The organism is Caulobacter sp. RHG1, from assembly GCF_013181195.1.
GTDB lineage: Bacteria > Pseudomonadota > Alphaproteobacteria > Caulobacterales > Caulobacteraceae > Caulobacter.
In genome coordinates, this window is the sequence record NZ_SMZP01000001.1 from 817,200 (window position 1) to 837,572 (window position 20,373).

Sequence of the window (20,373 nt, forward strand, 5' to 3'; positions counted from 1 at the left end):
CTAGCACGAACCCCTGGCGGCGTCAGCGCGTTGCCTCCTCATGACCGAGCCCGCCAAGCCCACGTCCAAAGAACCGCTGCTGCGCGCCATCGGGCCCATGCAGATGACGCTGTACGCGGCCGGCAGCATGATGGGCGCGGGCATCTATGGCCTGATCGGCAAGGCGGCCGGGCAGGTCGGCTCGGCGGTGTGGGCCTCTTTCCTGGTCGCCCTGGTCGCGGCTCTGCTGACGGGCCTGTCCTATGCAAGCCTGGCCTCGCGCTATCCCAAGGCTGGCGGCGCGGCCTATGTCACCCAGCGGGCCTTCAAGCGCGGCCTGCTGACCCACGTGGTCGGCATCGCCACGGCCTGCTCGGGCCTGACCTCGATCGCCGCCGGGGCCTGGGTGATCGGCGAGAACCTGCACACCTTCAAATGGCTGGCCTCCACGCCGCCCGTGCTGATCGCCCTGGCCTATGTGGTGCTGATGGCCGGCATCGTCTTCCGCGGCATCCGGGAGTCGATCTGGGCCAACTTGGTCTGCACCTTCATCGAGGCCGGCGGCCTGCTGCTGGTGGTCGTCGTGGGCGCCAGGTTCTGGGGCCAGGCCGACCTGTTCGAGATCCCTACCCCGGCCCAGGGCGCAGCAACCTCGATCGTGCCGCTGCTGCTGGTTCAGGGCGCAGCCCTGACCTTCTTCGCCTTCGTCGGCTTCGAGGACTCGATCAATGTCGGCGAGGAGGTCAAGAACCCCCGCACCACCCTGCCGATCGGCATCCTGCTGGCCATGGGGATTACGGCGGTGCTCTATGTCGCCGTGGCGATCACCGCCGTCTCGGTCATCCCCTGGCGCGAGCTGGGCGAGGCCGGCGCGCCGCTGGCCGCGGTGATGGACAAGGCCGCGCCGTGGCTGCCGGGCTGGACCTTCGTGGTCATCACCGTCTTCGCGGTCGCCAACAGCGCCCTGGTCAACTACGTCACCGCCTCGCGCCTGCTGTACGGCATGGCCCGCGACGGGCGCCTGCCCAAGCCGCTGTCCAAGGTCCACGCCACCCGCCACACCCCGCACGTCGCCATCCTGGTGCTGCTGGCCATCGTCGCGGTGCTGGTGATGTCGGGCAATGTCACCCAACTGGGCGAGGCCACCACCCTGCTGCTGCTGGCAGTGTTCACCGTGGTCAACGGCGCCCTCCTGGTCCTGCGCAAACGTCCCGGCGAGAAACCCGGCGCCTTCGAGCCGCCGGCCTTCGTCCCGGCGCTCGGCGCGGTCGTGTGCCTGGGCCTGATCGCCGTGCGGGTCTCGACCGGCGACCTCGCCGCGCCGCTGACGGCCGGCGCGCTGATCGCCGTGGCGCTGGGCCTCTACTGGCTGATGAACGCCGCCAGCCCCCTTGCCAAGCTGGGCCACAATCGCTCACCCTGAGATTGAAACGCGGGGGATGACATGAAGCTCTGGATCGGGGTCGCGCTGGCGGCTCAGCTGCTGGCCGGCGCGGCGAGTGCGCAGACACAGACGCCGCCCGCGGACGCGGCGCCGACACGACCCGAGTGGGTTCGCAAACCGTCGGGGCAGGATATCGCCAACGCCTTGGACAGCACCCTCTCCCTGGGCCAGCAGAGCGGCTGGGCGCTGATGCGCTGCTGGGTGACGGCGGCGGGCACGCTGAAGCCTTGCCGCGTGATCATCCAGTCTCCGGACCCGGGCAAGATCGGCAGGGTGGCTCTGAAGCTGGCCCCGATCTTCCGGCTCAAGCCGGCCATAAAGGACGGGAAGCCGGTCGACGGCGGCCATGTCCTGGTGCCGATCGTCATCGGCTCGCCCGAAACCGGAACGCCCCGCCTCACCTTTTCCCCCGGGCGGCCATCCTTCGTGCTGACGCCGCTGACCGGCCGCGAGAAGACGGGCGCGCGCCAGATGGCGTGCCCGTTCGACACCGACAAGACGCCCGTCTGCGAGGCGCGCGAGGTCTACTGGACCGACACCCCAATGCTGGAAGACACCGCGCCGATCATCATCGACGCACAACAGGCGACAGGTCTGTCGACCGTCTTCTGCCGATTCACCGCCGCCGGACGCTTCGAGACCTGCCGGATCGATGGCGAGGAGGGTCCCGGCGCGACCAAGGCCGTCAGCAAGACCCTGGCCAAGCTCAAGGCGCCCGTCCTGGCCGACGGCCAACCCATGCCTGCGCCGGCCATGGTGGCGCTGGTCTATGACTGGACCACCCTGACGAAGGCCGCCCACGCCATCCTCGAGGACATCAAGGCCGCCCCTTGAGCCACTCCTGCGGGTTTTGACGAATACTCGCCTTTGAGGCGAGCCGCAGCGACCTATCGGACCTTGAACGTGCCGTTCGCCCGCAAGGTCAGCCGCGCGATCCCCGAAACCGCGTCAGCCGCCCCATTGCGCCCATAGCTTGTCCTCGGCCGCCTTGGCCGTGACCACCGAGGCGTCCTTGACGTGGCCGTAGCCCCGGATCTGTTGCGGGACCTCGGCGATCTTCACCGCCAGGGACAGGCTTTCGGGTGAGAGGCCCGCGGCCAGGCGATCCAGCGCCGTCTCGTAGGACGCGATCAGGCCGCGCTCCATCCGACGCTCCTCCGTCCGTCCGAAGACGTCGAACGCCCCGCCGCGCAGGCCCTTCATCCTGGCCATCAGCGGGAAGGCGGCGTCCAGCATCCAGCCGCCGAAGGCGATCTTCTTGGGCTTGCCGTCGGCGCCCTTGGGGGCCAGCAGCGGCGGCGAGAGCCAGACCTTGGCCTTGCCGCCCTTGAAGGTCCCGGCCAGCTCCTTGGCGAAGCGGCCGTCGGTGTAGAGGCGCGCGACCTCGTACTCGTCCTTGTAGGCCATCAGCTTGTAGAGGTTGACCGCCGCGGCGCGGGTGAGCGGCAGGGCGCTGTCAGGGCCGCTGGTCGCGACCTCGGCGGTGCGGACCTTGGCCACCTTGTCGGCGTAACGCTGGGCGTAAGCGACGTTCTGATAGGCCGTCAGCTCGCCGATGCGGTGGGCGATCAGCTCTTCCAGCGGCAGGGTCTCGGGCGACGGGGTCTTGTCTTCCTTGACCTCGACCGATGACGGATCATGCGCCACGCGGCGGCCCAGCTCGAAGGCGGCCAGGTTGGCGTCGGCGTCGACGCCGTTCAGCTTGATCGCGCGATAGAGGGCCCGGCTGGAGACCGGGATCACCCCGCGCTGCCAGGCAAAGCCGACCATGATCATGTTGGCGTAGATGGCGTCGCCGAACTGGCTCTCGGCCAGATGCTGGGCGGGACAGGCGTCGAAGGTCTTGGTCGCCCCGCGCACCCGGCGCGCCATCGCCCCGCTGTCGAAGCGCACGTCGCGGCTGGTGACGAAGTCGGCCGTCGGCGCGAAGTCGCTGTTGCCGAACGCGTGGGTGCGGTCCTTGGCGTAGAGCGACAGGCCCTCCGGCGAAGCGGCCACCAGCAGGTCGCAGGCGATCAGTACGTCGGCGCTGGCGGCCGGCACGCGGCCGCCCACGATGGTGTCCTCGGTCTCGCCGATCTTGACGTGGCTGAAAACCGAGCCGCCCTTCTGGGCCAGGCCGGTCATGTCCACGACGCTGCCGGCGCGGCCGTCGATATGGGCGGCCATGGCCAGGATCGAGGCCACGGTGGTGACGCCGGTGCCGCCGACACCGGTGAACAGGATGCGGCGCACGCCGGTGAAAGCCTCGAACTCCGGCAGCGGCGTCGCATCGGCGGTCAGGGGCGCGGGGGCCTTCTTGGCCTGGGCGCTTTCGGCCCCTTCCAGGGTGATGAACGACGGGCAGAAGCCCTCGACGCAGGAATAGTCCTGGTTACAGCTGGACTGGTTGATCTTGCGCTTGCGGCCAAACTCCGTGGCCAGCGGCTCGACCGAGACGCAGTTGGACTTCACCGAGCAGTCGCCGCAGCCCTCGCAGACCAGCGGATTGATGAACACGCGCTGGGTGGCCTTGGGCATGGAGCCGCGCTTGCGGCGGCGGCGCTTTTCGGTGGCGCAGGTCTGGTCGTACAGCAGCACGCTGGTCGCGGGCGTCTCGCGCAGCATCTCCTGCACGCGCATCAGGTCCGAGCGCGGGAAGATCTCGACGCCGGGCGCCAGGTCGGTGACGCCCTCGTAGCGCTTCAGGTCATCGACGACGATGACGGTCTTCTGGACGCCCTCGGCCGCCAGCTGGCGGGTGATCTGGGCGGGGGTGAAGCCGCTCTCGGCGCGCTGGCCGCCCGTCATGGCGACGGCGTCGTTATAGAGCAGCTTGTAGGTGATGTTGGTCCCAGCCGCGACGGCGCCGCGAATGGCCAGGGATCCCGAGTGGTTGTAGGTGCCGTCGCCCAGGTTCTGGAAGACGTGCTTCTCGGCCGTGAAGGGCGAGGCGCCGACCCAGGTCAGGCCCTCGCCGCCCATGTGGGTGTTGAGGTCGGTCTGCGGATCGTTGAACCCGGCCATGTAGTGGCAGCCGATGCCGGCCAGGGCCCGGCTGCCTTCCGGCAGCTTGGTCGAAGTGTTGTGCGGACAGCCCGAGCAGAAGAACGGCTTGCGGGCCTGATCGGCGGCCAGGCTGACGGCGGCGACGCCGGCGGCCGAGACGCGGTTCAGATAGGCTCGCGCCCGCTCCATGTGCGGACCGTCGGGCAGGCGGTCGTAGATGGCCAGGGCGATCTCGGCCACCGACAGGGCGCCCAGCTCCGACAGCAGCGGCGCGCCGCGCTCGTCGATCTTGCCGATGATGCGGGGGCGAGCTTGCGCGGGCAGGTCGTACAGCGCCGCCCTCGCCTGGGGCTCGATCAGGCCGCGCTTGTGCTCGATGACCATCAGGGTCTCGAGGCCGGCGGCGAAGGCGCGCAGGCCCAGCGGCTCCAGCGGCCAGGGCATGCCGACCTTGTAGATCGACACCCCCAGGTCGGCGGCTTCCTGCAGGGTCATGCCCATGGCCGTGAAGGCCTCCAGCACGTCCTTGTAGGCCTGGCCCTGACAGACGATGCCCAATCGAGCTTTGCCCACACGAACGTGCGAGGCGCCCAGCACCACGCGGTCGATCTGGTTGGCGCGGGCGAAGGCCAGGGCGGCGGGCAGCTTGTGCAGCCGCATCCGCCGTTCCTTCTCCATCGGCTGATCCTTCAGCCGGATGCCCAGACCACCGGGGGGGAACGGGAAGTCGGGAATGATCGCCTTGTGGCGCCCCAGCGAGACGTCGATGGTCACACCGCTATCCATGGTGTCGGCCAGGGCGATCATGCCCGTCCACAGGCCCGAGAACCGCGACATCGCGATGCCCAGGATGCCGTAGTCGAGGACTTCCTGAACGTCGGCCGGCGACAGCACCGGCATCTCGAAGTCCTGGAAGGCGAATTCCGATTGCGACGGCAGGGTCGAGCTCTTGCAGCCGTGGTCGTCGCCGGCCACCGCCAGTACGCCGCCGGTCGGGAAGGTCCCTGCGAAATTGGCGTGCTTGAAGACGTCGCCGGTGCGGTCGACCCCGGGGGCCTTGCCGTACCACATCCCATAGACGCCATCATAAAGCGCGCCGGGGAAGAGATTGGCCTGCTGGCTGCCCCACACGGCGGTGGCGGCGAGGTCCTCATTGACGCCTTCCTTGAAGACGACGTCGTGCGCGGTCAGCAGCTTGTTGATGCGCGCGGCCTGCTGGTCCAGGCCGCCCAGCGGCGAGCCGCGATAGCCGGAAAGAAAGCCCGCGGTGTTCAGTCCGGCGAGGCGATCGAGGCGCTTGCGATCCAGCAGGACCCGCAGCAGCGCCTGCACGCCAGTGATGAATGCACGACCATCTTCGAGCACATATTTGTCGTCGAGCGTGACTTCGGAGTGCCGCATAGCAAAAATTTTCCTCCCGGGTCTTTCCGCCCGTCACGCAATATCTTATAGAAGCGCGGAAAAGTTTTGCCCAAGGCGTGCCCGGTTCGTGGCGGTTTTGCGCAAAATTGGAGCGTCAACGCCCTCTGGGGGGAGGAATTTCTTGTCCGAACAACTCGACGCCGTGGATGCCAAGATCCTCGATCTCATCCAACACGACGCCGGACTGTCCGTCGCCGAGATCGCCGAACGCGTCGGCCTGTCGTCCAGCCCCTGCTGGCGCCGGATCAAGCGCCTGGAAGACGCCGGCGTCATCCAGCGTCGCGTCACCATCCTGGACCGCGAAAAGCTGGGCCTGGGCTTCGAAGTCTACTGCACCGTCAAGCTGTCGCTGCCGACCAAGGAAAACCTCGACACCTTCGAGGTCGCGGTCGCCAAGTGGGCCGAGGTCGTGCAGTGCGCCACCGTGACCGGCGCGGCCGACTACGAGATGCGCATCGTCACCCGCGACATGCACGCCTTCGACGAGTTCCTTCGGGAAAAGCTGCTGTCGCTGGGCCTGGTGTCCAACATCGAGAGCCGCATCGTCATCCGCGGCGTCAAGAACTCGACCGCCGTGCCGCTGGGCCTGGTCAGCCCATACGTCAGCCCGCTGGGCTGAAAAGCGTAACCGGAGCGTGCTGGGGAGCCGCTCCGGACTATCCTGACATTCTGAGGAGGCCGTCATGGCCCAATCGAGCGCTACCGGCGCCTCGTCGCGACGGGTGCTGGCCGCCAGCCTGATCGGCACCGCGGTCGAGTTCTACGACTTCTATATCTACGCCACCGCCGCCTCGCTGGTGTTCGGGCCGCTGTTCTTCCCGTCCAGTTCGCCGGCCATGCAGCTGCTGGCCTCATACGCCAGCCTGAGCGTCGCGTTCATCGCCCGGCCGCTGGGCTCGATCGTGTTCGGGCACTTCGGCGACCGCATCGGCCGCAAGTCGACCCTGGTGGCCTCGCTGATCATCATGGGCGGCTCGACCCTGCTGGTGGCCTTCCTGCCGACCTATCACCAAGCTGGCTGGATCGCGCCGTTCATGCTGTGCCTGCTGCGCTTTGGCCAAGGCTTCGGCCTGGGCGGCGAGTGGGGCGGGGCCGCGCTGCTGGCGGTCGAGAACGCCCCGCCCGGCTGGCGCGCGCGCTTCGGCATGTTCCCGCAACTGGGGGCGCCGGTGGGCTTCATCGCCGCCAACGGCCTGTTCCTGATCCTCGGCGCGCTGCTGACGCCCGAGCAGTTCCAGGCCTGGGGCTGGCGCCTGCCGTTCCTGGGCAGCATCCTCTTGGTCGGGGTCGGCCTGTGGATCCGCCTGAAGCTGACCGAGACTCCCGCCTTCGCCGCCGCGGCCGCCGAGGCCCCGCCGCCGCACGTGCCGGTCGCCGAGCTTTTCCGCACCCACGGCCGCGAGACGATCAGCGGCATCTTCGCCGTCGTCGCCTGCTTTGCGCTCTTCTACCTGACCACCGCCTTCGCCCTGGGCTATGGCACCACCACCCTGGGCTATGATCGCCAGACGTTCCTGAGCGTACTGTTGTTCGCCATCCTGTTCATGGCCGGCGGCATCGTCTGGGCCGGCTACTGGTCGGACGCCACGACGCCGCGCAAGGTGCTGATGACCGGCTCGGGCCTGACCGTCGTGGTCGGCGCCCTCCTGGCCCCGATGCTGGGCGGCGGCTCGCTGTGGCTGGTCGGCGGGTTCCTGTCGCTGTCGCTGCTGGTCATGGGCCTGGTTTACGGACCGCTGGGCGCCTGGCTGCCCAGCCTGTTCCCGGCCCGGGTGCGCTACACCGGCGCCTCGATCGCCTTCAATGTCGGCGGCATCCTGGGCGGCGGCCTGGCGCCGGTGGCCGCGCAGTACCTGGCCAGCCACGGCGGCCTGGGCTTCGTCGGTATCTATCTGGCGGCGGCCGGCCTGATCAGCCTTCTCGCCCTGCTGCCCCTGAGAAAGACGCCCGACAGCCTCTAGGGGCGCCAAAACGCGAACGATGTGTTGCGGTCTTTGCGCAAGACGACATGGGGCGCCCCGGCTAGGTTGAGCTTACATCTTCCCGGAGCCGCCCCATGATCGATCTCGTCATCGAAGCCCGCCGCCACGACATCGGAAACTTCGAGGTCGGCCGCGTGCTGCCCTTCCACGCCCGCCGCATGGTCGGCCCGTTCACCTTCCTGGACCACATGGGGCCGGCCGAGTTCGCGCCCGGCTTCCCCAAGAGCGCCGACGTCCGCCCGCACCCGCACATCGGCCTGTCGACCCTGTCCTACCTGTTCCAGGGCGAGATCACCCACCGCGACAGCGTCGGCTCGGAAACCGTGATCAAGCCGGGCGAGGTCAACTGGATGACCGCCGGCTCGGGCATCACCCACTCCGAGCGCTTCGAGACCCTGCGCCGCCAGGGCGGCCGCATGGACGGCATGCAGGCGTGGATCGCCCTGCCCAAGGAATTCGAAGAGACCGATCCCGGCTTCGTCCACATCGAGGGCGACGTCGACCTGCCCACCTATGAGGAGCGCGGCCTGAAGGCGCGGCTGATCGCCGGCGAGGCGTTCGGCGCCAAGGCCAATGTGCCGATCTTCTCGCCGCTGTTCTACGTCCACTGGGAGCTGGAGGCGGGCGCGACCGCCGCCCTGCCCGCCGAGTATGCCGAGCGCGCGGCCTATGTCGCCGACGGCCGGGTCGAGGTCGACGGCCGCGAGCTGAACGCCCTGCAGATGGCCGTGTTCGAGCCCGGCGACACCGTGGTCTTCAAGGCCCTGGAGCGCTCGACCGTCATGCTGCTGGGCGGCGAGCCGGTGGGCCCGCGCTTCATGGAGTGGAACTTCGTCTCCTCGTCCAAGGAGCGCATCGAGCAGGCCAAGGCCGACTGGAAGGCCGGCCGCATGAAGCTGCCCGACCTGGACCACGACGAATTCATCCCGCTGCCCGAAACGCCGAAGCCGCCGCAACCTCTGTAGGGCCAAGCGCAACCGATCGCCCGTATCCGGATTATCCTCCAGACCCGGCGCCAAGGCCGGGCTTGGAGGAGATGTCCATGCGTATCGTGACGATCGCGGCCGTGGCCGCTTTGGGCCTGACGGTGATGGCCTGCGAGAACAAGGCCGAGAAGGCCCAGGAAGCCACCGCCGAAAGCAGCAACGCCGCCAGCGAAGCGGCCGCCGCCGCCTCGGCCTCGCAGGCCGCCGCCGACGCCTCGGCCAGCGCCGCCATGGCCACCACGCCGGAAGGCAAGGAAGCCGCCGGTGACGCCGCCGCGGCTGCGGGCGAAGCCGCCGAGAAGGCCGGCGACAAGGCGCAGGACGCCGCCAAGAAGGCTCAGGACGCCGCGCACTAGCCGCGCCGTTCGGCCCGGAACACCGAACGCCGGTCGCCCCAGTGGCGGCCGGCGTTTTCGTTTGCTAGGAATTGAAACGATCGTTTGACTTCACGCGCGAGCCGCCATGCCCCGCTTCACGACCTCCGACGGCCTCTCCATCGCCTATCAGGTCTGGGGCGAGGACGAAGACCGGCCGCCCATCGTGCTGCACCACGGCTTCGGGGCCAGCGGCGTCATCAACTGGAAGGCGCCAGGCATCATCGACGCCCTGGTCGGGGCCGGCCGCAAGGTCGTGACGATCGACGCGCGCGGCCACGGGGCTTCTGACAAGCCGCACGATCCGGCCTTCTACGGCGAGGCGCGGATGGCGGCCGATGTCTCCGCGCTGATCGACCACCTGGACGCGCCGACCATCGACCTGGCCGGCTATTCGATGGGGGCGATCGTGTCTCTGATCTGCGCCAGCCAGGAACCGCGCGTGCGGCGGCTGCTCACCGGCGGCGTCGGCGAGGGCGTGGTCGAGACCGGCGGCGTCGACACCCGCCACGTGCCCAACGCCGCCCTGGTCGAGGCTTTGCTGGCCGATGATCCGTCCACGATCCAGCATCCCGCAGCGATCCCCTTCCGCCAGTTCGCCGACGCCATCGGCGCGGACCGCAAGGCGCTGGCCGCCCAGGCCAGCGTCGTCCACGCCCAGCCGATCGCCCTGGACCGCATCACCGCCCCGACCCTGGTCACAGCCGGCGACGACGACCCGCTGGCGGTGCGTCCCGAGCGGCTGGCCGCGGCGATCCCGGGCGCGCGCTCGCTGCTGGTGAAGGGCGACCACCGCGCCGCGGTGGCGGATCCGGCGTTTGCCCAGGCGATGGTGGGGTTCTTGAGCTGAGAACACCCAACCCGTCATCCCGCGCTTTGTGCGCGGGACCCATGGTTCAGCCCGCACGAGAGAGCGCCCATCTTCTCCGCACTTGCGGCGGACGGATGGGTCCCGCGCATAAAGCGCGGGATGACGGTTGATTGGTAACGAAGTGGCGGCTCATAAAGCCCCCATGACCGACACCGCCTTCTCCACCTTCGTCCGCGGCCTGCCCAAGGCCGAGCTGCACATGCACATCGAGGGCAGCCTCGAGCCCGAGCTGATGTTCGAGCTGGCCGCGCGCAACGGCGTCGCCCTGCCCTTCAAGTCGGTGGACGAGATCCGAGCGGCCTACGACTTCTCGAACCTGCAGGACTTCCTGGACATCTATTACCAGGGCGCCGGGGTGCTGATCACCGAGGCCGACTTCAAGGACCTGGCGCTGGCCTATTTCAAGCGCCTGGCGGCCGATGGCGGCACGCACGCCGAGATCTTCTACGACCCGCAGACCCACACCGACCGCGGCGTCGCCTTCGACACGGCGATCAAGGGCCTGCTGGCCGGCATGGACGAGGCCGAGAAGACGCTGGGCGTGACCAGCAAGCTGATCCTCTGCTTCCTGCGCCACCTGTCGGAAGAGAGCGCTTTTGCGACCCTGGAGCAGGCCAAGCCCTGGCTCGGCTCGCTGGCGGGCGTGGGCCTGGACAGCTCGGAGGTCGGCCACCCGCCGGCCAAGTTCGCCCGCGTCATGCAGGCCGCCCGTGACCTCGGCCTCAAGGTCGTGGCCCACGCCGGCGAGGAAGGCCCGCCGGCCTATGTTTGGGAAGCCCTCGACCTGGTGAAGGTCGACCGCATCGACCACGGCAACCGCGCCCTGGAAGACGAGGCCCTGACCCAGCGCCTGGTCGACGAAGGCATCACCCTGACGGTCTGTCCGCTGTCGAACCTGAAGCTGTGCGGCGTGCCCAGCCTGGACGTCCACCCGCTGAAGAAGATGCTGGCCCTGGGCCTGAAGGCCACCGTCAACTCTGACGACCCGGCCTATTTCGGCGGCTACCTGCTGGAGAACTACCTGGCCACCGCTGACGCCGTGGGCCTGACCCGCGACGAGATCGTCACCCTGGCCAAGAACAGCTTCACGGGCTCGTTCCTCAGCGACGCCGAAAAGGCCGAGCGCGTGGCCCAGGTCGAGGCCTACGCGGCGGCGAACTAGGACGCGTGGAGGACGCCCAGGATCTCGTGGTGGCGCGCGGCGTCGATGCCGTCGCGCTGTTCCTGGGCCAGCCGGCTCTTGTCGCCTTCGGGAAGGATCAGGGTCGCGCGTTCGTCCGGCGTCTGTAGCTGGATGAAAAGCCGGGTGCCCAGCGACACGCCGGGATAGGGCGCAAGCCGGTTGGCCAGCTTGCCCGGCAACGGCGGCTCCTCGCGGCCGTCTTCGTCATAGAGGTCGAGATAGCGCTCGAACGCCTCGGCCTCGACCTCGGCCCACGCGCCCCAGCCGAAATAGTCGTCTTCCCCCTTCAGCGGCACCGGCAGGATGCAGCGAATGAAGAAGCGGTCGCCCCACTGGCACAGGTCGTCGCTATAACGCGCCTGGGCGTCGCGCTCGTCTTCGGGGATCGCCCAGACCTCGTCCGGCAGGGTGAAGCCCCAGTCCCGCGACAAGCCTTCGTGATGAAACTCTTCAGCCATGGCCCAGAGCTCTAGGCCAAGTCGCGAGCCGGCTCTAGCCCACAGCCTCGCGCAGGGCGTCGCACAGGCGGTCCAGGGCTTCGATGTCCAGGTTGGGATCGAGCGTGATCACCACGGTCGAGGCGGCCAGGTGGTCGGCGGTCGGCGTGTCGTCGGCGGCCAGCGAGCGGTCGCGGACGGCGCAGCTGGCCTGGACGCCCGCGTCTTGCAGCTTCCAGGCGACAGCGCCGGCGTCGTCGGTCGGCAGGCTCAGCGCGCAGGTTGGCGAGATCCAGCTCATGCCCCAGCCCGGCTGGAAGCCGACCCCGCTGTCCAGCAGCAGCACGCGCAGTTGTTGGGCGGTGCCGCACAGGCGCTGGCGCAGGCCCGGCCAGGCGGCGAGGCCGTCCTCGCCGGCGAAGGGCGCAGCCTCGATGTCGTTGATGGTGGCGGCGTCCTCGCAGGCGACGAACACGCCCTCCCCGCCCGGCAGGCCGACCAGAACCGGCACCGGGGCCTCGATCATCACGTCGAAGGCGCCGGCGGCGTCGATCAGGATCGGCAGCCCGGTCTCGGCGCGGAAGGCGGCCCAGGCGCGCATGTCGGGCGCGCGGCCATGAGCGGCCGCAGGAACGATGGCTTCCAGAGCCCCCGGCGCGTCGGGCAGGCGTTCGCGCAGGTGGCCGGTGTCGAACATGGCGCTGAACGGATCGACGTCGACCAGCCAGGCCTTCAGCCCCGCGGCGGCGACGCCGGCCAGGGTCTCGGGATCGGCCAGGGCCGAGACGACGCAGACGCCGCCCTCGCGCACGCCCAGGGCTTTCAGCGCCGCGGCCGTGGCCTCGACGCGATCCGCAAACGCGCGGACGGCGACCGGACGGGCGAAGCGGGCGGCCAGACGGCTTTCGAGATTCGCGACGTGACCCGTGAAGCCCAGGGCCTCGGCGACCGCATCGAAATCGATCGGCGCGCCCGAAGCCCGGACGAAGGCCTTCCCTTGCAGGAAGATGTTCTGATCAGCAGCGGCAAGCTTCGGGAGCATATCAGGCGCATTCCACGACGAACCGGGCGACCTGCATGGCCGCACCATATGGTTAAGCAACCGTATTCGCTGATTCCATCTGGCCTAATGTGGCGCGCCGACGCGGCAAAAACGTCCTTTAGCTAGGCGGAATCTGCCAGCTGTCGCGCAGCTCGCGCTTCAGAACCTTGCCGATGTGGCTGCGCGGCAGGCTGTCGACGATCTGTACGTCGGCCAGCCGCTGGGTCTTGCCGACCTGGCCGTTGACGAAGGCCTTGATGTCGGCGGCTTCCCCCGCCCCCTTCAGGGCGACAAAGGCGACCGGGGTCTCGCCCCACTCTTTCGACGGCACGCCGACCACCGCCGCCTCCAGCACGGCCGGATGTTGGACCAGCACCGCCTCGAGGTCGGACGGATAGATGTTGAAGCCGCCGGAGATGACCATGTCCTTCTTGCGGTCCATCAGGGTCAGGAACCCTTCCTCGTCGAAGCGCCCCACGTCCCCGGTGCGGATGAAGGTCCAGCCCTCTGGCGAGGTCCAGATCGCTTCGGCGGTCTTGTCCGGGCGGCCGTGATAGCCGTTCATGGTCGCGCCCGAGCGGCCGACGATCTCGCCGACCACGCCCGGACCGACCTGGACGCCGTCCTCGTCGATCAGGCGGATGTCATGGCCGGGCGCCGGGCGGCCCACCGTGTGCAACTTGTCGGGATGCTCGTGGGCGATGAGGATGCAGGTGCCGCCGCCCTCGGTCATGCCGAAATACTCGACCAGGCCGCCGGGCCAGCGCTGCAGCACCTCGCTCTTCAGTTCGGCTGCGAACGGCGCGCTGGTGCAGAACTTCAGGTGGGTGGACGACAGGTCGTAGTCGGAAAAGTCGGGCCGCTCCATCAGGCGGCGGTACTGCACCGGCACCAGCATGGTGTGGGTCATGCGGTGCTTCTGGGCCAGCTCCAGATACCTGCCGGCGTCGAACTTCCTCATCAGCACCACGGTCCCGCCGCCGGCCAGGGTGGGGAAGAAGCAGACCAGGGTGGTGTTCGAATAGAGCGGCGTCGACAGCACCGTGACGGCCTCGGGGCCGTAGCCGACCGCGTCGCCGCGAAACACGTGCTTCCAGCGCATGCCGTGCGACTGGACGATGCCCTTGGGCGTGCCGGTCGTGCCGCTGGAATAGATGATGTTGAACGGCTGGTCGGGAGCGATCGCGACCGGGCGTGGCGTAGCGTCCTCAGGCGCCAGCCAGGCGTCGAACTCGCGGTCCAGGTCGATCTGGCGGACGGCGATCGGCGCGGGCTGCTGGGCCTGCGCGACGCCGGCGTCGAGGAAGAACAGCCGTGCGCCGCAGTCGGAGACCATGCCGGCGATGGCCTCGGGCGTCGAGGACGGCGCGATCGGCGCGACGGCGACACCGGCGCGCAGGGCGCCCAGGAACAGCGCCGTGTACGGAATGGACGACAGGGCGCAGACGGCGACGGCCTCGCCCGGCGCGATCCCGTCCCGCTGCAGGGCGGCGGCGACGCGGTCGGCCAGGGCGTCAAACTGAGCGTAGCTCACCTCCTCGCCGGTCTCCATGACGATCGCCGGATGGTTGGGGCCTTCCTGCGCGCGGACGCGGAGGATGTCGCCCAGCGTGCCGTAGTCGGCGGACATCATGGCGGCGATGGTGGTCATGGGAGACTCCAAACAACAAATCCTGTCATCCCGGCCGGAGCGCAGCGGAGAGCCGGGACCGCAGAAGGCTCAGCGCTTCCGGCGGTCCCGGATCTGCGCGCTACACGCTTGTCCGGGATGACAATTCAGGAAGAAGCCGCCCTCAGGCGTCCTTGAACCCCTTGCCCTCGGCGACCAGTCGCTCCAGCAGCGCCGACGGCTTGAAGTCGTCGCCCAGGGTCTCGTGGAATTCCTTCATCTTGGCCAGGATCTTGTCGAGGCCCACCAGCTCGCCCCAGAACATCGGGCCACCGCGATAGACCGGCCAGCCGTAGCCGTTGATCCAGACGATATCGATGTCGGACGCCCGGATGGCCTTGCCCTCTTCCAGGATCTTCGCGCCCTCGTTGACCATCGGATAGAGGCAGCGCTCCAGGATCTCCTGGTCGCTGATCTCGCGGCGCTGGATCTGGCGCTTCTCGGCGAAGTCGCGGATCACGCCCTCGACCTCGGCCGACGGCTTGGCGTTGCGGTTCTCGTCGTAGTCGTAGAAGCCCTTGCCGTTCTTCTGGCCGCGACGGTCCATCTCGCAGAGGACCTCCCGCACGGTCGAGGACGAGGTCTTGGCCGGGTCCCAGCCGATGTCGAGGCCGGCCAGGTCGCTCATGGCGAACGGCCCCATCGGCAGGCCGAAGTCGTACAGCACCCGGTCGACGTCCCAGGGCATGGCGCCTTCCAGGATCAGCTTCTGGGCCTCGCGCTGGCGCTGGGCCAGCATGCGGTTGCCGACGAAGCCGTGGCAGTTGCCGACCAGCACCGCGACCTTGCCGATCTTCTTGCCGATCTGCATCGAGGTGGCGATCACCGACTTGTCGGTCTTCTCGCCGCGCACGATTTCCAGCAGGCGCATGACATTGGCCGGCGAGAAGAAGTGCAGGCCGATCACGCTCTCGGGCCGGCTGGTGCTGGCGGCGATGACGTCGATGTCCAGGTACGAGGTGTTCGAGGCCAGGATCGCGCCGGGTTTGGCGATCTTGTCCAGCTTGCCGAAGACCTCCTTCTTGATCTCCATCAGCTCGAACACGGCCTCGATGATCAGGTCGCAGTCGGCCAGGTCCTCCAGATTCATCGACGGCGTCAGCAGGCCCATGCGCTTTTCGACGTCGTCCTGGGTCAGGCGGCCCTTCTTGGCGGTGTTCTCATAGTTCTTGCGAATGACGCCGACGCCGCGCTCCAGGTTCTCCGGCTTGGCCTCGATGATCGTCACCGGGATGCCGGCGTTGAGGAAGTTCATCGAGATGCCGCCGCCCATGGTGCCGGCGCCGATGACGCCGACCTTCTTGACCGGGATCAGCGGGGTGTCGTCCGGCACGTCCGGGATCTTGGCGGCCTGACGCTCGGCGAAGAATACATAGCGCTGGGCGGCCGACTGGCTGCCGCTCATCAGCTCGACGAACAGCCGGCGCTCCTCGGCCAGGCCTTCCTCGAACGGCAGATTCACCGCCGCCTCGATGCACTTGATGTTGTTTTCCGGGGCCAGGAAGCCGCGGAACTTCTTGGCGTTGGCCTTGCGGAAGTCGGCGAAGATCTCGGGCTTGCCGCGGGCGGCCTCGACCTTGTCGTTCAGCTCGCGGACCTTGTTCAGCGGCCGGTCCTCGGCCAGCACCACGCGGGCGAAGGCGATGGCGCCGTCCCGCAGCGCGCCTTCCTCGACGATCGAATCGAACAGGCCCATGGCCAGCGCGGCCTTGGCCGGCACGTGCTGGCCGCTGGTCACCATCTCCAGCGCCTTCTCGACGCCGACGATGCGCGGCAGGCGCTGGGTGCCGCCGGCGCCCGGCAGCAGGCCGATGTTCACTTCCGGCAGGCCGGCCTTGGCCGACGGCACGGCGACGCGGTAGTGCGCCACCAGCGCCACCTCCAGGCCGCCGCCCAGCACCGTGCCGTGGATCGCCGCGACGACCGGCTTGGGCGAGTTCTCGATGATCGCCTGCACCTCTTGCAGCGACGGGCCGGTCATGGCCTTGCCGAACTCGGTGATGTCGGCGCCGGCGATGAAGGTCTTGCCGGCGCAGATCAGCACGATGGCCTTCACGGCCGGATCGGCGATCGCGCCCTCGAAGGCGCCCTTCAGCCCCTCGCGGACCTTGGCCGACAGGGCGTTGACGGGCGGGCTGTCCAGCGTGACGACGCCGATGTCGCCTTCGACGGTAAGATCGGTGACGTCGTTGATCGCGGCCATGGCGGCTTCCACCCTTTGATATCGTTTGAACGATTGTTTGAGAGAAGCCTGCACGGTCCGGCGAAGATGTCCAGACCTCCCTGACGGCGCCCCATTTTCAGGCGCCCGCCGTTGACGGCCCCGTTGCCATACTGCAAGTTCGAAACTGTAGTTTCAGCCGAGATCGTCCGTGGATGCCGATGCCAGGCCGCGACTGTCCGCGCGCCGCATTTGCCTGAAATCCGAGAAGAATGATCCGAGCTGGGGAGGGCGTTCGCGGAAAATCATGGACTTTGGATGCGCCTTGCACGCGTCCTGACGTTTCGAAGTCGGTGAACCCGCGGGCGCGGCGTGTTGCCCGCAATGCGTCGGACTTTGGTAAAGCGCAACTCGGCGCGGAAGGGGCCCTTCCGCGCCGTTTCTTTGCGGGCCTGTAGAGGCTCCCCCGCATCGCGGGGGAGCCTCTGTCACCCCGCCGCTTCCGTCAGGCTGGAATACACCAGCGTCCGCAGCTCGCGCCGGATCGGGTAGGCGTTCGACGGCATCAGCTGGGTCATGAACACCACCGTCAGGTCCTCGACGGGGTCGACCCAGAAGGCGGTCGAGGCCATGCCGCCCCAGAAATATTCGCCCAGCGAGCCCAGGTTCTTGGTCCGGGCCTGATCGATGGTCATGGCGAAGCCGAGGCCAAAGCCCAGCCCTTCGAACACCGCCTCGCTGAACAGCGACTTGGACGCCTGGACCAGCTCCTGGCCGCCCGGCAGGTGGTTCATGGTCATCAGCTTGAGGGTCTTGGGGCTGAGCAGCCGCACGCCGTCCAGCTCGCCGCCGTTCAGCAGCATGCGGCAAAAGCGCATGTAGTCGGCGGCGGTCGAAACGAGGCCGCCGCCGCCCGACTTCACGGCCGGGTCGGACAGGAAGCGGCTCTTCAGCGGATCGTCCTGCAGCACCATCTTGCCCTGCGGGTTCAGCGTATAGCAGGCGGTGAAGCGGGCGCGCTCGCTCTCGGGCACGAAGAAGCCAGTGTCGACCATCTTCAGCGGGTCGAAGATCCGGCTCTTCAGGAAAGCCTCGAACGGCTGGCCCGAGATCGCCTCGACCAGATAGCCCAACACGTCGGTTGCCACCGAATAGTTCCAGGCCGTCCCCGGCGAGAACTCCAGCGGCACAGTCCCCAGGGTGTCGACGAAGGTCTGCAGGCCGCCTTCGCTGTCGACGCCGTCCAGCCGCAGCTTGCGATAGGCCGCGTCGACATTGGTGCGCTGCTGGAAGCCATAGGTCAGGCCCGCCGTGTGGCGCAGCAGATCGATCATCCGCATCGGCTCGGCCGTGCGCTCGGTCAGGAACGCCCCGGCCACGCCGGCCTGGAACACGCCCAGGTCGCGCCACGCTGGAATGAAGCGGTGCACCGGATCGTCCAGCGCCACCAGCCCCTCCTCGACCAGCATCATGAAGGCCACGCTGGTGACCGGCTTGGTCATCGAATAGATGCGAAACAGGCTGTCGGCCTTCAGCGGCTTGCCGCGCTCGATGTCGGCCGAGCCCAGCACCGTCTGATAGGCCAGCTGCCCGCGCCGCCACACCTGGACCTGGGCGCACGGCAATTTCCCGGTGTCGATATACTTGTCCTGGATGAAGGTCTCGATGCGCTCCAGGCGCTCGGACGACATGCCTACGGCTTCCGGCGTGCTCAAATCGGTATCCCTCCCAGTTCTGCGACTGTCTTGCTTTTGGATCAGGAACCGAGATTTCAACGTTACGTCGAAACGCAACCTTTACCCGATCCTGCGCATCCTGATTGAAAACGAGGGAGAGTGGATGGGCAAGCGCTTGGACGCAGACGCCGCATCCGGAATCGAGGCCGAGGCCGCCGACTGGTTCTTCCAGAGCAGCCTCGACATGTTCGTGGTGCTACGCGACGACGCCATCGTGAAGGTCAATCCGGCCTGGACGCAGGCGACCGGCTGGACGCCCGAGGAGACTCTGGGCCGGCCGATCCGCGACTTCTTCCATCTGCACGACACCGAGGTGATCCACGCCATCGCCGCGGCCCTGCGCACGGTCGGCCATGCCCGCTCCGAGCACCGCCTGGCCCGCAAGGGCGGCGGCTGGCTGTGGGTGCGCTCGCAGTCGAAGATCCTTCCCAAGACCGAAGGCGGTGGCGACGGCCTGCTGATCGTCATCCAGGACTTCAGCGAGGAGCGCGCCCGCCGCATCGCCCACCAGCAGGCCGAACGCTCCAGCGAGCTGCTGCGCAGCGCCGCCGGCGTCTATGCTTGGCGCTTCAACCCGCGCAAGGGCGTCTACGTCTTCGACCAGGATGTGCCGACACCGTCGACGCCGAAGGGCGCGAAGGTGATGACCGTGGCCGAGATGACCCAGTCCATCCATGCGGAGGACCGCGAAAAGGTCTGGGAAGGCTTCACCCGCACCCTGAGGACGGGCGAACATGTGACCGTCGACTATCGCCACTTCGACCCTGGCGTCGACGCCTGGACCCACATGCACGCCGAGTGGCGCGGCGTCCGCGGCGGCAGCTCCGACGCCTGGGACATCATCGGCATCAGCCAAGACGTCACCCAGCTGGTTCGAGCCCGCGACGCGGCCCTGTCCGCAGCCGAGGCCAAGAGCCAGTTCCTGGCCAATGTCAGCCACGAGATCCGCACGCCGATGAACGGGGTGCTGGGCGTCATGCACCTGCTCAAGACCGAGTCTCTCTCCGACGACGGCCGCCGGCTGCTGAACGAGGCCCTCGGCTGCGGCGAGATGCTGTCGGAGCTGCTGAACGACATCATCGACTTCTCGAAGATCGAGGCCGGCAAGCTGGAGTTGGCGATCGAGCCGGTGGATCCCGCCGACCTGCTGCGCGGCGTGGCCGACATGCTGCGCCCCCAGGCCCAGGCCAAGGGCCTGGAGCTGCGCATCGAGGTTCCTCCGGCAGGGGCCGGCGCCCTGGGCTGGGTGGCCGCCGATCCGCTGCGCCTGCGCCAGGCCCTGTTCAACCTGCTGGGCAACGCCGTGAAGTTCACCCTGGAAGGCGGGGTCGTGGCCCGGCTCAGCGGGCGTCGCGTGGATGGACGCCTGCGCCTGCGCTACGAGATCCAGGACACCGGCGTGGGCATCGACGAAGAGGCGGCCCAGGGTCTGTTCGAGCGCTTCAGGCAAGGCGACGGCTCGACCACCCGCCGGTTCGGCGGTTCGGGCCTGGGCCTGGCCATCTGCCGGCGGCTGGCCGAACTGATGGGCGGCGAGGTCGGTTTCGAGAGCCAGCCGGGACAGGGCTCGACCTTCTGGATCGAGGTGGAGGCGCAAGCCTGCGCCGCCCCGGCCGAGGCCGCGGAGGAAGACGACGGCCCGCTGTTCGCCGGCTTGCGGGTGCTGGTGGTCGAGGACAACGCCACCAACCGCCTGATCGCCGGCCGGATGCTGGAGGCGCTGGGCGCGCGGGTCACCACCGCCGACGATGGCGTTCAGGGCGTGGCCGCCGCCCGCGAGGGCTTCGACCTGATCCTGATGGACATCCAGATGCCGCTGATGGACGGCGTCGAGGCGACCCACCGCATCCGCGCCCTGCCGGGCCGCGCCGGCGCCGCGCCGATCCTGGCCATGACCGCCAACGCCATGGCCCACCAGCAAGCGGCCTACCTCGCCGCCGGCATGGACGGCGCCATCGCCAAGCCGCTGTCGCCATCCGCCCTGGTCCAGGCCATCGCCCGGGCGCTCACGACAGAGCGCCCGGACAAACGCCGGGCGTCCTGAAGAGCCCCTCATCCCCCATATGGGGGATGCGGCGTCATCGCCCCCGGTGCAAGCC

15 protein-coding genes and 1 pseudogene are annotated in these 20,373 nt (G+C 68.5%); 10 read left to right on the forward strand and 6 right to left on the reverse strand.

What is annotated here, in order from left to right:
- Positions 1-40: 40 nt before the first annotated feature.
- On the forward strand, positions 41-1,402 hold the full coding sequence (locus tag E1H18_RS03770; protein WP_172263770.1) for an APC family permease: 1,362 nt from the start codon (positions 41-43) through the stop codon (positions 1,400-1,402).
- Between the two features lie 21 nt (positions 1,403-1,423).
- Positions 1,424-2,257, forward strand: a complete 834-nt coding sequence (locus E1H18_RS03775) for a hypothetical protein (protein WP_172263772.1) — start codon at positions 1,424-1,426, stop codon at positions 2,255-2,257.
- Positions 2,258-2,371: 114 nt separating this feature from the next.
- On the opposite strand, the gene E1H18_RS03780 is transcribed toward E1H18_RS03775, so the two are convergent.
- The gene (locus E1H18_RS03780; RefSeq protein ID WP_172263774.1) at positions 2,372-5,812 is read right to left on the reverse strand and encodes an indolepyruvate ferredoxin oxidoreductase family protein; all 3,441 of its coding nucleotides are present in this window, start codon (positions 5,810-5,812) and stop codon (positions 2,372-2,374) included.
- A 142-nt stretch (positions 5,813-5,954) separates the two neighbouring features.
- Between E1H18_RS03780 and E1H18_RS03785 the strand changes: the two genes are divergently transcribed.
- From E1H18_RS03785 to E1H18_RS03810, 7 genes and pseudogenes are all read left to right on the forward strand, one after another.
- The gene (locus tag E1H18_RS03785) at positions 5,955-6,452 is read left to right on the forward strand and encodes an Lrp/AsnC family transcriptional regulator (protein WP_172263776.1); all 498 of its coding nucleotides are present in this window, start codon (positions 5,955-5,957) and stop codon (positions 6,450-6,452) included.
- A 64-nt stretch (positions 6,453-6,516) separates the two neighbouring features.
- Positions 6,517-7,794 carry an MFS transporter gene (locus tag E1H18_RS03790; RefSeq protein ID WP_172263778.1) on the forward strand — a complete coding sequence of 426 codons (1,278 nt, stop codon included), beginning with the start codon at positions 6,517-6,519 and terminating at the stop codon, positions 7,792-7,794.
- 95 nt (positions 7,795-7,889) lie between these two features.
- A complete protein-coding gene (locus E1H18_RS03795) occupies positions 7,890-8,780 on the forward strand; it encodes a pirin family protein (protein ID WP_172263780.1) in 891 nt (296 codons plus the stop codon).
- A gap of 77 nt (positions 8,781-8,857) precedes the next feature.
- A complete protein-coding gene (locus E1H18_RS03800; protein ID WP_172263782.1) occupies positions 8,858-9,157 on the forward strand; it encodes a hypothetical protein in 300 nt (99 codons plus the stop codon).
- Between the two features lie 106 nt (positions 9,158-9,263).
- Positions 9,264-10,025: an alpha/beta fold hydrolase gene (locus tag E1H18_RS03805; protein ID WP_172263784.1), complete on the forward strand. Its 762-nt coding sequence runs from the start codon at positions 9,264-9,266 to the stop codon at positions 10,023-10,025.
- A 41-nt stretch (positions 10,026-10,066) separates the two neighbouring features.
- Positions 10,067-10,153 (forward strand): annotated as a pseudogene (locus tag E1H18_RS26615) (hypothetical protein); the annotation flags it as partial.
- 35 nt (positions 10,154-10,188) lie between these two features.
- A complete protein-coding gene (locus E1H18_RS03810) occupies positions 10,189-11,208 on the forward strand; it encodes an adenosine deaminase (RefSeq protein WP_172263786.1) in 1,020 nt (339 codons plus the stop codon).
- On the opposite strand, the gene E1H18_RS03815 is transcribed toward E1H18_RS03810, so the two are convergent.
- The 5 genes from E1H18_RS03815 to E1H18_RS03835 form a co-directional block, all read right to left on the reverse strand.
- Positions 11,205-11,687 (reverse strand): DUF2199 domain-containing protein, encoded by a 483-nt coding sequence (locus E1H18_RS03815; protein WP_172263788.1) that lies wholly within the window; start codon positions 11,685-11,687, stop codon positions 11,205-11,207. The two genes, E1H18_RS03810 and E1H18_RS03815, sit on opposite strands and share 4 nt — an antisense overlap.
- A gap of 34 nt (positions 11,688-11,721) precedes the next feature.
- Positions 11,722-12,708, reverse strand: a complete 987-nt coding sequence (locus E1H18_RS03820; protein ID WP_172263790.1) for a DegT/DnrJ/EryC1/StrS family aminotransferase — start codon at positions 12,706-12,708, stop codon at positions 11,722-11,724.
- Between the two features lie 118 nt (positions 12,709-12,826).
- Positions 12,827-14,359, reverse strand: coding sequence for a class I adenylate-forming enzyme family protein (locus E1H18_RS03825; RefSeq protein ID WP_172263792.1), 1,533 nt, complete (start codon positions 14,357-14,359; stop codon positions 12,827-12,829).
- Positions 14,360-14,501: 142 nt separating this feature from the next.
- Positions 14,502-16,592: a 3-hydroxyacyl-CoA dehydrogenase NAD-binding domain-containing protein gene (locus E1H18_RS03830; protein ID WP_172263794.1), complete on the reverse strand. Its 2,091-nt coding sequence runs from the start codon at positions 16,590-16,592 to the stop codon at positions 14,502-14,504.
- Positions 16,593-17,026: 434 nt separating this feature from the next.
- Positions 17,027-18,253 (reverse strand): serine hydrolase, encoded by a 1,227-nt coding sequence (locus tag E1H18_RS03835; RefSeq protein ID WP_172263796.1) that lies wholly within the window; start codon positions 18,251-18,253, stop codon positions 17,027-17,029.
- A gap of 124 nt (positions 18,254-18,377) precedes the next feature.
- Between E1H18_RS03835 and E1H18_RS03840 the strand changes: the two genes are divergently transcribed.
- Entirely contained in the window at positions 18,378-20,318 is a 1,941-nt protein-coding gene (locus E1H18_RS03840) for an ATP-binding protein (RefSeq protein ID WP_172263798.1), read from the forward strand.
- The last annotated feature ends 55 nt before the right edge of the window (positions 20,319-20,373 follow it).